Source organism: Streptomyces sp. CA-243310, from assembly GCF_050936775.1.
GTDB lineage: Bacteria > Actinomycetota > Actinomycetes > Streptomycetales > Streptomycetaceae > Streptomyces.
This window is the reverse complement of the sequence record NZ_JBNJMF010000001.1, coordinates 2179829-2194476: the sequence shown is the minus strand read 5'-3', so window position 1 is coordinate 2194476 and position 14648 is coordinate 2179829. Positions and strand designations below refer to the sequence as shown.

At 74.0% G+C, this 14648-nt stretch carries 15 protein-coding genes; 8 read left to right on the top strand and 7 right to left on the bottom strand.

What is annotated here, in order from left to right:
- Positions 1 to 12: 12 nt before the first annotated feature.
- The 3 genes from murC to ACQEVM_RS10055 all read right to left on the bottom strand — a co-directional run bounded on the left by murC (position 13) and on the right by ACQEVM_RS10055 (position 2829).
- Positions 13 to 1407 carry a UDP-N-acetylmuramate--L-alanine ligase gene (gene murC / locus ACQEVM_RS10065; protein ID WP_433077075.1) on the bottom strand — a complete coding sequence of 465 codons (1395 nt, stop codon included), beginning with the start codon at positions 1405 to 1407 and terminating at the stop codon, positions 13 to 15.
- 46 nt (positions 1408 to 1453) lie between these two features.
- Complete coding sequence (locus ACQEVM_RS10060; RefSeq protein ID WP_267796884.1) at positions 1454 to 1921, bottom strand: indole-3-glycerol phosphate synthase; 468 nt, start codon at positions 1919 to 1921, stop codon at positions 1454 to 1456.
- Positions 1922 to 2055: 134 nt separating this feature from the next.
- A complete protein-coding gene (locus ACQEVM_RS10055; RefSeq protein WP_433077073.1) occupies positions 2056 to 2829 on the bottom strand; it encodes a pyrimidine reductase family protein in 774 nt (257 codons plus the stop codon).
- 36 nt (positions 2830 to 2865) lie between these two features.
- Here ACQEVM_RS10055 and zapE point away from each other — a divergent pair, with 36 nt between their 5' ends.
- From zapE to ACQEVM_RS10030, 5 genes are all read left to right on the top strand, one after another.
- The gene (gene zapE, locus ACQEVM_RS10050; protein ID WP_351373635.1) at positions 2866 to 3975 is read left to right on the top strand and encodes a cell division protein ZapE; all 1110 of its coding nucleotides are present in this window, start codon (positions 2866 to 2868) and stop codon (positions 3973 to 3975) included.
- Positions 3976 to 4067: 92 nt separating this feature from the next.
- On the top strand, positions 4068 to 4493 hold the full coding sequence (locus ACQEVM_RS10045; RefSeq protein WP_267796881.1) for an OsmC family protein: 426 nt from the start codon (positions 4068 to 4070) through the stop codon (positions 4491 to 4493).
- A gap of 227 nt (positions 4494 to 4720) precedes the next feature.
- Positions 4721 to 6073 (top strand): alkaline phosphatase PhoX, encoded by a 1353-nt coding sequence (locus ACQEVM_RS10040; protein ID WP_433077070.1) that lies wholly within the window; start codon positions 4721 to 4723, stop codon positions 6071 to 6073.
- A gap of 223 nt (positions 6074 to 6296) precedes the next feature.
- A complete protein-coding gene (locus ACQEVM_RS10035; RefSeq protein WP_433079915.1) occupies positions 6297 to 7127 on the top strand; it encodes a PPK2 family polyphosphate kinase in 831 nt (276 codons plus the stop codon).
- A 23-nt stretch (positions 7128 to 7150) separates the two neighbouring features.
- Positions 7151 to 8050, top strand: coding sequence for a polysaccharide deacetylase family protein (locus tag ACQEVM_RS10030; protein ID WP_433079913.1), 900 nt, complete (start codon positions 7151 to 7153; stop codon positions 8048 to 8050).
- 55 nt (positions 8051 to 8105) lie between these two features.
- On the opposite strand, the gene ACQEVM_RS10025 is transcribed toward ACQEVM_RS10030, so the two are convergent.
- Genes ACQEVM_RS10025 through ACQEVM_RS10010 form a run of 4 tightly spaced genes read right to left on the bottom strand, consistent with a single transcriptional unit; the run spans position 8106 to position 10442 of the window.
- The gene (locus ACQEVM_RS10025) at positions 8106 to 8303 is read right to left on the bottom strand and encodes a hypothetical protein (RefSeq protein ID WP_433077068.1); all 198 of its coding nucleotides are present in this window, start codon (positions 8301 to 8303) and stop codon (positions 8106 to 8108) included.
- Between the two features lie 14 nt (positions 8304 to 8317).
- Positions 8318 to 8956 (bottom strand): ABC transporter, encoded by a 639-nt coding sequence (locus ACQEVM_RS10020; RefSeq protein ID WP_433077066.1) that lies wholly within the window; start codon positions 8954 to 8956, stop codon positions 8318 to 8320.
- A complete protein-coding gene (locus tag ACQEVM_RS10015) occupies positions 8953 to 9771 on the bottom strand; it encodes an ATP-binding cassette domain-containing protein (RefSeq protein WP_433077064.1) in 819 nt (272 codons plus the stop codon). The genes ACQEVM_RS10020 and ACQEVM_RS10015 overlap by 4 nt, the downstream gene beginning before the upstream one ends.
- Positions 9768 to 10442, bottom strand: coding sequence for an AIM24 family protein (locus tag ACQEVM_RS10010; RefSeq protein WP_433077062.1), 675 nt, complete (start codon positions 10440 to 10442; stop codon positions 9768 to 9770). Before ACQEVM_RS10010 ends, ACQEVM_RS10015 begins: the two co-directional genes overlap by 4 nt.
- Positions 10443 to 10513: 71 nt before the next feature.
- On the opposite strand from ACQEVM_RS10010, the gene ACQEVM_RS10005 reads away from it, so the two are divergent.
- The 3 genes from ACQEVM_RS10005 to ACQEVM_RS09995 all read left to right on the top strand — a co-directional run bounded on the left by ACQEVM_RS10005 (position 10514) and on the right by ACQEVM_RS09995 (position 13889).
- A complete protein-coding gene (locus ACQEVM_RS10005; RefSeq protein ID WP_433077060.1) occupies positions 10514 to 11347 on the top strand; it encodes a peptidyl-tRNA hydrolase in 834 nt (277 codons plus the stop codon).
- Positions 11348 to 11505: 158 nt separating this feature from the next.
- Positions 11506 to 12801 (top strand): DUF692 domain-containing protein, encoded by a 1296-nt coding sequence (locus tag ACQEVM_RS10000; protein WP_433079911.1) that lies wholly within the window; start codon positions 11506 to 11508, stop codon positions 12799 to 12801.
- Positions 12798 to 13889: a TIGR04222 domain-containing membrane protein gene (locus ACQEVM_RS09995; RefSeq protein WP_433077058.1), complete on the top strand. Its 1092-nt coding sequence runs from the start codon at positions 12798 to 12800 to the stop codon at positions 13887 to 13889. The genes ACQEVM_RS10000 and ACQEVM_RS09995 overlap by 4 nt, the downstream gene beginning before the upstream one ends.
- Positions 13890 to 14648: the final 759 nt, after the last annotated feature.

Sequence of the window (14648 nt, the reverse complement as noted above, 5' to 3'; positions counted from 1 at the left end):
GTTCCCGCTCCCTCAGTTCGACAGCCGGGCGAGGATCTGGGGACCCAGGTCCGTGACGTCGCCCGCGCCCATGGTGAGAACGAGATCACCGGGCTTCGCCATTCCCGCGATGACGTCGGCGACGGCGGCCTTGTCGTGCTCGGCGCTGACGTCGGCGCCCGCGGTGCGGGCGGCGGCGATGATCAGCTCGCTGGTGATGCCGGGGATCGGGTCCTCGCGGGCCGGGTAGATGTCCAGGACCACGGAGGCGTCGGCGAGGGCCAGGGCCCGGCCCATCTCCTTGCCGAGTTCCTGGGTGCGGGAGAACAGGTGGGGCTGGAAGACCACCAGGATGCGGGAGTCCCCGGCGGCGCCGCGGATGGCCTCCAGGTCCGCGGTCATCTCCGTGGGGTGGTGCGCGTAGGAGTCGATGACCTGGACGCCGGCCTCCTCGCCCTTGAGCTGGAGGCGGCGCTTGACCCCGGTGTACTTGCCGAGGGCGGAGGCCAGGTTGTGGGCGGGGATGCCGAGCGCGACACCGGCGGCGAGGGCCGCGACGGCGTTGTGCGCGTAGTGGCGGCCGGGCACGGAGACGGTGAAGGTGAGCATCCGGCCGCCGATGACGACGGTGACCTCGCTCGTCAGGCCGCGCGGGGTGATCTTCGTGATCCGGACGTCGGCCTCGGGCTCCTCGCCGTAGGTGACGACGGTCAGGCCGTCCCGGTCGGCGACCCGGCGGGCGATCTCGGCGGCGCCCTCCTGACCGTGGGCGATGACGAGGGTGCCACCGGGGACGATCTTGCCGACGAAGGTCTCGAAGGACTCGTGGATCTCCTCCATCGACGCGTAGTTCGCGTGGTGGTCGAGTTCCGCGTTGAGGATGATCGCGACCTGCGGGGTGTACTTGTGGAAGCTGCGGTCGCTCTCGTCCGCCTCGGCCACGAAGATGTCACCCGCGCCGTGGTGGGCGTTGGAACCGGGGACGTCGAGGTCGCCGCCGATGGCGTACGAGGGGTCCAGGCCCAGTGCCGAGAGGGACACCGCCAGCATCGAGGTGGTGGTGGTCTTGCCGTGCGTGCCGGCGACGGCGATGGCGCGCGGGCCGTCCATCAGGCCGGCGAGGGCGTCGGAGCGGTGCACGACGGGGATGCCCAGTTCGGCGGCGCGGACCAGCTCCGGGTTGTCGGCCCGGATGGCGCTGGAGACGACCACGCAGGTGGAGTCGTCGGCGAGGTGCTCGGCCGCGTGCCCGATGTGGACCGTGGCGCCGTGGGCGCGCAGCGCCCGGGCGGTCTCGGAGTCACGGGAGTCGCTCCCGGCCACCTCGGCCCCGCGCTGGGCGAGGATCTTCGCGATGCCGGACATGCCGGCGCCGCCGATGCCGATGAAGTGGGGCCGTTCCATGGCGGTCGGCAGGCCGGGCTTCATTCAGGTCGCTCCAGGAATCGAGTACGAGAGGTGAACCGGACCCAGCCTATTCGTTGTGGGCGAAGAGCTTGAGCACCGGAACGCCGACCTTGTGCCGGGCACGGGAGGCCCAGTCCCGGTGGAAGAACTCCTCGACGAAGTGCGGCGCGGTCAAGACGATCACCTCGTCGGCGTTCGTCTCCTCCACGACGGCCTTCAGCTTGTCCAGGGGGTGGGCCCCGATGATCTGCCCGGTGGCGTTGGCGCCCTTGTGGCGCAGGGCGTTCAGGGAGTGCGCCAGGGCCTGCGCGGCGGGACCCTGGGCGGCCTCCCCCTCGGGTTCCTCACCCTCGTGGACGGCCTCGGGGAGTTCGCCGAGCGCGACGTCGTCGATGGCGCGGAGCAGCCGGTCCTGGTCACCCCGGGGTTGCATGAGGACGACGAAGGAGACCTGGTCGTCTCCGTGCAGGGTGGTGACGAAGTCCACGTCCACCGTGGTCAGCGGCTGCTCGATCATCAATACGCTCGTGAACACGGACGCCCTCTCCTTCATGGGCCGAGGCCGGTCGGGCCGGCCCCTGCGGAAACCATCCTGCCCCGCTGTCACACGGGGCCGCGCAGGTAGTGTGCCCAGCGGAAGCTAAGCGGAACGACAAATTCCGCCCCTTGTCAGATCCGACGGTAACTGGTGAAGAGGAACCCGGCCTCTTCCAGTACGCACGCGGGCGCGAGCCGGTGCGGAACCGTGACGGAAGGCCCTCCGGAGATCCGCTGGGCACCCCCCGCGGTCATCGTCGGGGAGATCGTCAGGCACAGCTCGTCCAGCACGTCGGCGGCCACGAACTGGCCCAGCAGCCTCGGCCCGCCCTCGGTCAGCTGACGGCGCAGCCCCCGGTCCGCCAGCTCCCGTACCGCCCGGGCGGGGTCCACGGCGCTCCCGTCGCCCGCCACCACGACCTCGGCCCCGGCCTCCACGGCCGCCGCCACCCGCTCCGAGGGCGCCCCGGCGCCGGTCAGGACCAGCGTGGGCACCAGCGGGGAGGTGAAGAGCGGCAGCGAGAAGTCCAGGTCCATGGAGGCGGTGATCACCGCGATGGCGGCGGCCGGGCCCTGACCGGCGGCGCTGCGGCGGGCCGCGAACGCCTCGCGGGCACGGGCGGGCCGGTACCCCTCCTGGCGAACCGTTTCCGCGCCCACGACCACCACGTCCGCCAAAGCCCGCAGGGTGCCGAAGATCCGCATGTCGGTCTCGCCCGAGATGGGCTGCGAACGGCCGTCGTGCTGGGCGGCCCCGTCCAGCGTGGAGACCATGTTGGCCCGCAGCCAGTGGGCATCGACGTCGAGCGCGGGGTACGCGTACGCCTCCGCGAGCTCGTCGAACGACCATGCGCGGTCACCGCGGGCTGCTGATGTCTGATCGGTCACAGGGAACAGGCGTCGCATCGGTGCAGTGTGGCACGCCCCGTAGAGTTAAGGGCTGTGTCCACCTCTGTCTCGACCTCTGGTTCCGCCGCCGCCGGGCAGCCGCCGATAGCCGACGAGGGCCCCCAGGCGCTGTGCGCCCGCGCCCCGCACGTGCCCGCCGAACGGCTCGTCGCCGAGATGGTGCCGCCGCCGCGCTTCGACTCGGTGCGCTTCGAGACGTACGACCCGGACCCGACGCAGCCGAGCCAGTCCGAGGCCGTCACCGTCCTCGCCGGCTTCGCGGCCGGTCTGGGCGGGGCCCACGCGAGCGGCTCCGGCAAGCGGCGCTGGTTCGCGAAGAAGCCCGCCGCGCCCGCCGCCGCCCCGCGCGGGGTGTACCTCGACGGCGGCTACGGCGTCGGCAAGACCCACCTCCTCGCCTCCCTGTGGCACGCCACCCCCGCGGAACCGGCGCTGAAGGCCTTCGGCACGTTCGTGGAGCTGACCAACCTGGTCGGCGCCCTGGGCTTCCAGCAGACCGTGCGGACACTGGGCGGGCACCGGCTCCTGTGCATCGACGAGTTCGAGCTCGACGACCCGGGCGACACCGTGCTGGTGTCCTCGCTGCTGAGCCGCCTGGTGGAGCAGGGCGTGGCGCTGGCCGCCACCTCCAACACGCTGCCCGGCAAGCTCGGCGAGGGCCGGTTCGCCGCCGCCGACTTCCTGCGGGAGATCCAGGGCCTGTCCTCGCACTTCCGGCCGCTGCGCATCGACGGCCAGGACTACCGGCACCGCGGCCTGCCCGAGGCGCCCGCGCCGTTCTCGGACGAGCAGGTGACCAAGGCGGCGTACGCGACGCCGGGCGCGAGCCTCGACGACTTCCCGGGGCTGCTGGAACACCTGGCTAAGGTGCACCCCAGCCGCTACGGGGCGCTCACGGACGGGGTGTCGGCCGTCTGCCTGACCGATGTCGGCCCGATCCCCGACCAGTCGACGGCCCTGCGCCTGGTCGTCCTGGCGGACCGGCTGTACGACCGGGAGATCCCGGTCCTCGCCTCGGGACTGCCCTTCGACCGGCTGTTCAGTGAAGAAATGCTCAACGGCGGCTATCGGAAGAAGTACTTCCGGGCCATATCCCGGCTCACCGCCCTGGCGCGCGACGCGAAGCCGCTGGTGGCCCAGTAGGTTGGGGAACGCCGGGCCCCTCCCGCACGGATCCGTCCCGGATTCCCCTGCGGGTCGGCCCGGTCGTTGCCACCTCTGCGAAGGGATCCATCATGGCCACCACGCGTACCGCCCACACCGACTGGCAGGGCAGCCTCCTCAAGGGCGCCGGCGTCGTCACCCTCGACTCCTCCGGCCAGGGCTCGTTCGACGTCTCCTGGCCCTCGCGCGCCGAGGCCGCGAACGGCAAGACCAGCCCGGAGGAGCTGATCGCGGCCGCGCACTCCAGCTGCTACTCGATGGCGCTCTCGCACGGCCTGGACGGCGCGGGCACTCCCCCCACCCGGGTGGAGACCAAGGCCGATGTGACGTTCCAGCCCGGTGAGGGCATCACCGGCATCCACCTGACGGTGCGGGCCGAGGTCCCGGGTCTGGACGCCGAGGGCTTCGCCGCCGCGGCCGAGGACGCCAAGAAGAACTGCCCGGTGAGCCAGGCCCTGTCGGGCACGACGATCACCCTCTCCGCCGAGCTGCTCTGACCCCGGCGCCCCGGGGCGCGGCCCGAGCGGGCCGCACCCGGATCCCTCCGGCCGGCGCGCGCCGGCCGACGCCGGTGACCGGGATGCGGTGGGGGCGTCGGCGGGATGGCGGCGGGCACCCGGTGGGGTGACACCCCGCCGGTCGGGGCCGCGTCGGGCGGACGCGGGGCGGGGCGCGTGGTAACACGGCCCGGTCACATGTCAGACGCCACCGCCGGGAGTTGCCGATGTCCGTCACCCGCCGCAGCCTGCTCACCGCCGGCGGCATCGGCATCGCCTTCGGCGGTTCCCTCGGCGCGCTGTTCGCCGGGGCGGCCGACGCGGAGCCGGTGACCCGGGGGTACGGGCCGCTGGTACCCGACCCCCGCCGGTTGCTCGACCTGCCCGCCGGATTCTCGTACCGGGTCCTCTCGCGCGCCGGCGACCCCCTCCGTTCCGGCGAGGGACCCGTTCCCGCGAACTGCGACGGCATGGCCGCCTTCGCGGCGGGCCCCGGCGGAGCCGTCCGCCTGGTGCGCAACCACGAGAACCGGACCACGGCCGCACTCCGGGTCCCCGCCGTCGAGGGGCTGACCTACGACCCCCGGGCGCTCGGCGGCTGCACCGTCCTGGAGCTCGACCGCACCGGCCGGGTGACCGCCGAACGCGTCGCCCTCGCCGGCACCGCCGTCAACTGCGCGGGAGGCCGGACCCCCTGGAACACCTGGCTCAGCTGCGAGGAGACCGAGGACAGGGCCGGGACCTCCGGGTACACCGAGGACCACGGGTTCGTCTTCGAGGTGGACCCCGTCGACCCGCTCCGCTCGGGAGCCGTCCCCCTGACCGCGATGGGCCGCTTCGCGCACGAGGCCGTCGCCGTGGACCCCTCCACCGGAGTGGTCTACGAGACCGAGGACGCCTTCGTCCGACCCTTCGGGCTGTTCTACCGCTTCCTGCCCGCCCGCCCCCTCGCCGGCCCCGGGTCCCTGCGGGCCGGCGGGACCCTGGAGGCGCTGCGGGTCCGGGGGCTCCCGGACCTGGCCGTGGTGGACGAGCCCGGGGCCGAGTTCCCCGTCGAGTGGGTGCCCGTACCGGACCCTTCGGCAGCCGACACCCCGATCCGCCTCCAGGACTTCGGCCGGGGCGCGATCACCCACGCCCAGAAGCTGGAGGGCTGTTACTGGGGCGGCAGCGGAGTCCACTTCGTGTCCAGCTACGCCCGCACCGGGGAGGGCGCCGGCGCCGACCACCACGGGCAGGTCTGGTTCTACGACCCGGTGCGCGCCCGGCTCCGGCTCGACGTGCTCTTCGGACCGGCCTCCGACGTGGAACTGCCCGGGGACTCCCCCGACAACATCTGTCTGGCGCCGGACGGCGGTCTGATGGTGTGCGAGGACGGCGGCGGCGCCCAGTACGTGTTCGGCGTGACCCTCGGCGGGGAGGTCTACCCGGTGGCCCGCAACGCCGACGACATCGGCGGGCCCGGCGCCCCGGCGTGGGGGGAGTTCGCCGGGGTCACGTTCTCGCCCGATCGGCGGACGATGTACGTCAACGCCTATGCCCCGGGGACCACGTTCGCGGTGACCGGCCCCTGGCACTGAGCCACCGACCTCGCATCGCGAGCACGTTCGATGTGTTGCACCATCGGACGCAGCCGACGCGATTGGGGTAGAGGTGGCCAGGAAGCACAGCACGCCCGAAGCCGAGGACGAGAGCGGGACCAAGGGCAGGAAGAAGGAGAAGGACAAGGAAAGGAACGGGAAGGGGAAGGGGAAGGGGAAGGCCGGGCGCGGGGACGGGAACAAGGCCGGGAGCGTCCCACCTCTGCGGGAGGTGCTGCGGGTCCCCGCGGGTGAGCGGCTCGACCTCCGCCGATTCGACCCCTCCGGCACCCCGGCCGGTCCCGCCGGCAAGGCGGCCGGTCGGGAGGCCATCGCCCGGATGGCCGAGCCGCTGGCCTCCCTGCAGGAGCGGCTGTACGCGTCGTCGACCGCCGGGGACCGCCGGCGGGTGTTGCTCGTGCTCCAGGGCATGGACACCAGCGGCAAGGGCGGCACGGTCAAGCACGTGATCGGCCAGTTCAACCCGTCCGGCTGCCGGATCAGGGCGTTCAAGGCGCCGACTCCCGAGGAGCTGAGCCACCCGTTCCTGTGGCGCGTCACGAAGGCCCTCCCGCTGCCGGGCGAGATCGGCATCTTCGACCGCTCGCACTACGAGGACGTCCTGATCGCCCGGGTTCGCGAGCTGGTGCCGCGCAGCCAACTGGGTCGCCGGTACTCCCAGATCAACCGGTTCGAACAGTCCCTCGCGGAGGACGGGGTGACGGTGGTGAAGGTGTTCCTCCACATCGGCTACGAGGAGCAGCGCAGCCGGCTCCTGGCGCGTCTCGACAACCCCGACAAGCACTGGAAGTTCAACCTGGGCGACATCGAGGAGCGCGCACTGTGGCGCGAGTACCGGCACGCCTACGAGCTGGCCCTGGAGCGCTGCGCCGGCGACGCCGCGCCGTGGTTCGTGGTCCCCGCCGACCGCAAGTGGTACCGCGACTGGGCGATCAGCACCCTGCTGCTGGAGCATCTGGAGGGCTTGGCGCCCCGGTACCCGAAGGGTGACTTCGACGTGGACGAGTGCCGCAAACGACTACTTGCCACATAGTCATATATTTTGCTCATGTGACCATTTCAGTCTCAGTGCGCAACGTCGCGGTCGTGACCGCCCTCGGTGCCGCCCTCGCAGGATGCGCGGGCGGCACCGGCACGTCGAAGGCCGGCGGCGAGGCCCGTATGGGCACCCCTGCGGCATCGACCCCCGCGTCCCCCTCCCCCTCCCCCGGCACCCCGGGCTCCTCGGCGGCCCCGCGACCCGGCGCGCCCGGCAAGGCCCCCACCATCGCCCCCGGCCCGAACGGCCTGACCCCGGTCTTCGAACGCGCGAAGCGGCCGGCCGACAAGACGGTGGCGTTGACGTTCGACGCCGACATGACCTCCGATCAGGGGCCGCGCGCCGCCTCGGGGGAACGCTTCGACAACCCCGAGCTGATCTCCACCCTGCGCACCCTCAAGGTGCCCTCGACGATCTTCATGACGGGGCGCTGGGCCGAGGAGTACCCGGACCAGGCGAAGGCGATCGGCACCGACCCCAACTTCGAGATCGCGAACCACTCGTACAGCCACCACGCCTTCAAGTCCCCCTGCTACGGACTGCCCACCCTCGACGGCGCCGCGGCCCGCGCCGACGTGGACCGGGCCTTCGCCGCCTTCCGCACGGCGGGCGCCGTCAACACCGTCCCGTACTTCCGCTTCCCCGGCGGCTGTTACGACGACCAGGCGCTGCGGGCCATCGCCTCGGCCAAGGTGACGGCCGTCCAGTGGGACGTGGTCAGCGGCGACGCCTTCGCCAAGGACCCCGACGCGGTGGCCGAGCAGGTGCTCGCCGGGGTCAAGCCCGGCTCCGTGGTCGTCATGCACTGCACACGCAGCGCCGCACCGGTCACCGAGGAGGCCATCCACACGATCGTCCCGGAGCTGCGCAAGCGCGGCTACCGCTTCGTGAAGGTGTCCGAACTCATCGGGAAGTGAGCGGGCCACGAGCCGACAGCGGGTCCGGGGCCCGGCATGCGGGCCGGGTCCGGGGTCAGCCCGAGCAGGCAGTGCGCTGCGCTTCCTGCCACTCGCACACCGGGCACAGCACCACGCCCGGGGTCGCGACCCCGTACTCGGTGGGCTTGCCGCACTCCAAGCAGTCCGCGTAGGGCGGTCCGGGCACCACGACGGACTCGGCGGGTGCGGTCGGAGCGGGGCAGTACGAGGTCTCCTGCCGGTTCTGGTCCATGCCTTCGAGCGTACTCAGCCTCGCCGCGCGGCGAGGCGGCAGGCCACCGCACCCGCCGCGCCGGCCGCGACCGCCGCCACCGCGAGGGCGCCGACCGGGACCGCCGGCGATCCGGTGACCAGCCCGGTCACCGCGGTGCGAGCCGGGGAACCGGCCGTGACCAGGGCGAGGAGGCTGCCGAGCCCGGCCGCGGCGACGGAGAGACCGGGGCCGCGCAGCAGCGGCCGGCCAGTCAGCGCCCCGACGGCCGTGCCGGTCAGCGCGCACACCAGCACGGCGCCGGCTCCGGCGAGGGCGGCCGGCCCCCGGCCCGCCGCGGCCGGCGCGCACACCGCCAGGACGACCGCGCCCCCCGCGCACCCGATGATCGTGGCCCCGCCGAGGGCGGTGAGCAGGACGGCCGCGTGGACCCGCACGGGTCCCCGCGCGGCGGCGGCGCAGTCACGGGCCGCGTCGGGCTCGCCCGTCACGCAGACCCGTACGAGCCAGGCCGCCACCGGGACCAGCGCGGCCGACGCGAGGCCGAGCGAGTCGGCCATCGGGTCCCCGGGCCGGACCCCGATCGCGAGCAGGGCGGCGTACAGCAGGACGGGCGCGAGCCAGCGCTGGGAGCGCAGCAGCAGCTCCGCCTGGTAGCGGAGCAGGGCGGTCACGGCAGCTCCCGCACGCCGCGGACGTGCCAGGGCGGATCCGCGGTGAGCAGGGCGCGCAGCGCGGCGTCGGACCGCGCGGCGGGCACCGTGAGCAGCAGGCCCCCGTCCGGGGCGGGTTCGGTCGACAGCCCGGGAGGGGGCACGGCGCCGGGCGGTCCCGTCACGTGGACGCGCACGTACGGTCCCGCGTCGCCGGCCTCCGGCGACGCGGGCACCAACGCGGCGTCCTCGATCCGGTGGCGCGCGTCGGCGGCGCCCGCGAGCCGGCGCGGGTCGTGGTCGACGAAGAGCACGGTGCCTCCGCCGGCGGTTCGTTCCAGCACGGCCCGGTCGAGCTCGCTGCGGGCGGCGGTGTCCAGGCCCGTCCAGGCCTCGTCGAGGACGAGCAGGGCGGGATCGGCGAGCAGCGCCTGGGCGACGGCCACCTTCTGCGCGGATCCCTTGGACAGTTCGGCGAGCGGGGTGCGGGCGTGGTCGGCCGCCCCGAACCGCTCCAGCCAGCCGGTGGCCCGGTCGGCCGCGGTGGCGCGCGGCAGGCCGTGGACCCTGCCCATGCGGGTCAGGTAGGCGGCGGCCGTGAGCGGCAGCGCGGCCGGGAAGCGCTCGGGTACGTACGCGGTGCGGCCCGGTCGGCCGGTGATCCGGCCCTCGGTCGGGGTGTCGATGCCGGCGACGAGCCTCAGCAGGGTGGACTTGCCGTCCCCGTTGCGGCCCTCGACGCGTATCAGGGCGCCCGGCGGCAGCTCCATCGAGACGCCCCGCAGCACCCAGGGCCGCCGCCGGCCGTGGCGGCGGCCCACCTTCGTCAGCCTCAATGTCCCGGGGTCGCCTCGGTGACCTCGCTCGGGCGGACGATGACGAAGCCCTCGCCGCTGAGCTTGAGTTGGACGGCCTCGCCGGAGCCGCCGCGGATCATCGAGCCGACGGACTGGGAACGGTGCAGTCCGGTGTCCAGGGAGGCGCTCCAGCCGACGACCGCGTCCGTGTCGACGAACACCGGGGACTGGGCGGTGACCGGGATGATGATCGGGTTGCCGTCGCATGTGACGGCGAGCTTGCCGACGCCGGTGAAGAGGCTGTTGAAGAGGCCGCCGCCGGTCATGCCGGCGCCCTTGACCATCTTGATCTCGTAGGACAGGCCGGAGTCGAAGCACAGGACGTTGCGACCGTTGATGGTGAGCGCGTCGCCCGGCTCGAAGTCGATGATGAAGCAGTTGCCGGCCTGGTGGGCGAACCAGGCCTCGCCCTGGCCGCGCACGGACATCAACGCGAGGCCCTCGCCGGTCACGGCGCGCTTGAGCATGCCGCCTATGCCCTGGCCCTTGCGCTCGAACTGGAGGTTGCCGCGGAAGGCGACCATCGAGCCCTGACGGGCGAGCATCTCGCCGTTGACGGCGTACTTGACGGATTTGGCGTTCTGCAGGGTCATGCCGGGGGCGGCTGCGGGCTGGACCAGGTTCTCGGACGCGAAAAGATCACTCTTCATGCGCCCGATCCTCGCCCGCCGGGGACCCCTGCGACATCATCCTGGAGTCGGAGGCCGGCAAACTTGGCCGGATGAGCACCGACGACACCCAGGCCGCGCGCGGACCCGCGCGGGACGCCCTCCGGGACCCCGCCCCCACCCCCGTGCCCGCGGTCGGGGCCGACAGTCCCTTCCGGCGGGAGCACGCCGCCCGTGACGAGGCCCCGCAGTTCGTGCTGCCGTTGGTCGTACGGATCGAGAAGGCGGCGCCGCCGGCCCGCACCGCCGCCCTGGAGACGGCGGCCCGCGCGGTGCTGGTGCTGCTGACGGACGAACGGGCCCACGGCGAGGGCGAATGGGCCGAGGCCGTACGGGACTGGCAGGACGCCCGGATCCGCAAGGTGGTCCGACGGGCGCGCGGGGCTGAGTGGCGCAAGGCGGGGACGCTGCCGGGCGTGACGGTTCGCGGCGAGGCCGCGCCGCGCACCTCCGCACCGGCCTCGCCCGAAGTCGAGGCCGAGGCCGAGGTGCGCGTCTTCCCGCCCGTGCCGCTCGACGGCTGGCCGAAGGAACTGGCCAAGCTCCAGGTGTCGGGCACCGACCTGGACGACCCGGAGCCGGTCCCCCCTGCCGCGCCCGGCGTACCGGTGCTGTGGCTCAACCCGGACCTCGACATGTCGGCCGGCAAGGCGATGGCCCAGACCGGGCACGCCGCCCAGCTGGCGTGGTGGGAGTTGGAGCCCGCCGAACGCGCGGCGTGGCGCGACTCCGGTTTCCGGCTGGCCGTACGGACCGCCCCGCGCGAGCGGTGGGCCGAGCTGAGCGGCAGCGGGCTGCCGGTGGTCCGGGACGCCGGTTTCACCGAGATCGCGCCGGGATCCTGCACGGTGGTCTCCGACCACCCGGCCCTGCGGGCGCGGCTGTAAGGCCCCCGGGGGCGGGCGCCCCGGCATCCGGACTCCCGCCGTCCGCGAGGAACCTCAAATGTTGCTCTGAACGTCCCCTCCTGCGGATTGGCGCGACTGCGTCGGGGCCATGACACGGGCAGAGGGACCGAGGAAAGGGGGCGGGGGACATGAAGCCCATGGCACACCTGGGAGTGGGCATCGGCTGGCGGCCGGAGATCGCGGACGCGGTGGAACGGCTGCCGGGCCTGGACTGGGTCGAGGTGGTGGCCGAGAACATCTGCCCGGGCCATCTGCCCGCGTCGCTCAGCCGACTGCTCGAACGGGGCGTCCGCGTGGTCCCGCACGGCGTCTCGTTGGGGCTCGGCGGTGCCGAGCGCCCCGACGCCGGGAAGCTCGCCGCGCTCGGGGAGCGGGCGGTGGCCCTGGGGGCACCACTGGTGACCGAGCACATAGCCTTCGTACGGACCTCCTCGCCCGCCTTGGAGGCCGGACACCTGCTGCCCGTGCCGCGCACCCGCGACGCCCTGGACGTGCTGTGCGAGAACGTCCGGATCGCCCAGGACGCGCTGCCGGTGCCGCTGGCGCTGGAGAACATAGCCGCGCTGTTCTCGTGGCCCGGGGAGGAGCTGACGGAGGCCCGGTTCCTGACGGAGTTGGTGGAGCGCACCGGCGTACGGCTGCTCATCGACGTCGCGAACCTGCACACGAACCGGGTGAACCGCGGCGAGGACCCTGCGGCGGTGCTGGACGCGATCCCGCCGGAGGCCCTGGCGTACGTGCACGTCGCCGGCGGCGTGGAGCGGGGCGGTGTGTGGCACGACACGCACGCGCACCCCGTGCCGCCGGTGGTGCTGGACGTGCTGGCGGAACTCCGCCGGCGGTTCGAGCCGGCCGGCGTGCTGCTGGAGCGGGACGACGACTTCCCGCCCGAGGGCGAGCTGGAGGGCGAACTCGCCGCGATCCGGGCCGTCCTGGACGCCGGCCACGCCGCCGCGCGCCCCGCCGGTCCGCGCACCCCCTCCACCCCCTCCACCCGACACGTGCCGCGTCAGGGCCCGTCGGAGCGGGCGCGGACCCGGCTCGGGTTGCAGCAGGCCGCGCTGTTGTCGGCGCTGGTGGCCGGCACCCCGGTGCCCGAGGGGTTCGACCGGCAGCGGATCCGGGTGCAGGCGCGGGCGCTGGCCGCCAAGCGGGCGTCGGTCGTGGCGAACGTGGCGCCCGAACTGCCCGCGATCCTGGGCGGGGAGGAGGCGTACCGCACCGCCTTCCTCGGGTACGCGCGCCACCGCCCCATGACGGACGGGTACCGCCGGGACGCCCTGGACTTCGCCGAACACCTGCTGATCCAGGACCTTCCGGCCGACCCGGCCGCCCGCCGGCGGCTGACCCTCTGGTGGCGGGACCGGGCCGGGGCGCGGCCACCGCGCCGCATCGTGCGCTGGGCACGGACCCTGGTGGGGAGAGCAGCGTGAACATCCTCGCCGTCGCCGTCTGGATCGGCGTCCTCGTCTCCACCGTCCTGCTCCTGCGGGGGCTGCGGGCCTCGCGGCCCCCGGCCGCCCCGTCCGAGCGGCTGCACGACCTCTCGGAGGCCGCGTTCATGGCGGGCGGACCCGGCGCGGTCGTGGACAGCGCCCTCGTCTCGCTGCTCGGCGACGGCCGTCTGGTCGTCGGCGGACCGGGCATCGTCCAGGCCCGGCCCGGCGCCCGCGCCAACGACGCCGCCGAGCGCGCGGTCCTGCTGGCGCTGCGGCTGGCTCCCTCCGGATGGCTGTACCAGGTGCGGTACGCCGCCATGTCGGACCCTGCCGTGCAGGAGATCGGGGACGCCCTGGCCCACCGGGGGCTGCTCTCCCCACCCGGCACGGGACGCACCTGGCGGCGCCGGGGCATCCTTCAGGTCGCGGTGTGCGGTCTGCTGCTGGTGCTGTCGCTGCCCCTCACCATCGTTTCCTGGGCCCTGGCGACCGACCCCCGGGTCCCGTTCATCGTGCTGGTGTTCCCGGCCCTGTTGGGCGGGATCGTGATCGGCGGCGTGGCGGCCAAGCGGGCCGGGCGGCGGATCACGCCCTCGGGGCGGGCCGCGCTCGGCGAGTTCCGGGCCCATTACCTCAACGACCACACCCCGCACGTCCAGACCGCCCTGTTCGGGCTGCGGGGCCTGCGCGACCCGCTCCTGCGCCAACAACTGGTCCCGGCGGCCCGCAGCACCCGGTTGGCCGCCGCCCAGTCCCGGGCCGGGACGGGCCCGCACCGGTCGCGCTCCTCGTCCGGGTCGGGGGACGACGTGCTGCCCGTCCTCGTGTGGTGCGCGAGCAGCGCCACCGGCACCTCGGGGTGTGGGTCCTCCGGGTCCGGGTCCGGTTGTGGCGGCGGCGGGGCGAGTTGCTCCGGCGGCGGGTCCGGCTGCGGATCCTCCGGGTCCGGCTGCGGTGGGGGCGGGGGCGGTTCGAGCTGTTCCTCGTCGGGTTCGAGCTGCTCGTCGTCGAGTTCGAGCTGTTCCTCGTCGAGTTCCAGTTGCGGCGGCTCCTCCGGGTCCAGTTGCTCCAGCAGCTCCTGACGAGCCGATCGACACCGGCGGGTGATCCTTCACAGGGGGCCCGCGGCGGCATCTGACCGGACCGGCCGATGAGATGAAGGGGCCGCCATGCGGGCGCCGCGCTCGTCGCGGGGCGGGGACGGGCCGCCCGCGGCCCCCTCGTCTTCCGCGCCTGCCCCGACGTCGAGGACCTGCCCGAGCCGGTCCGCTGCGCCGCCCTGCGGGTGCCGCTCGACTACGCCCGCCCCGACGGCCCCGGGACATCCATCGCGCTCGTCGCCGCACTGCCCGCCTGGAGGGAACTCCCTGGGTGGCCCGCCACCACGGCACCTACCGGCTGGGCGCCACCCCCGAGGCGGTGCGGGCGAGTGGGGAGCGGGTACGGGGCGCGGTGGCCCGGGTGCCCGTCGGCGGGGTGGTCGGGACCGGCGAGTTGCAGTCCGCCTTCCTGCGGGCCCCGTACCACGACGACGTCTGGCCGGGGCGGAGAACGCGACGGCCGTGTACACGGCGGTGTTGTGCAACGACGCCGCCGGCGGTCGCGACGACTGCGTCGACGCCCATGTGGCGCGGTACTTGCCGCGGGGTGACACCGGCGGACGGCGTCTGACGTGCGCGCCGCATCCGGAGCCCGCACCGGTGTCGCTGGACGACGGGGCAACACGCGCCCCGGGGAATGCTCCCAGGGCCCTGCTGCCGCCTGTCGTCTGAACTTCCGGGCGGATCTCCGGCTGCGTCGTTTCGGGGGCAGGGCCTCCCGATCCACCGGAGGCCCGCCCC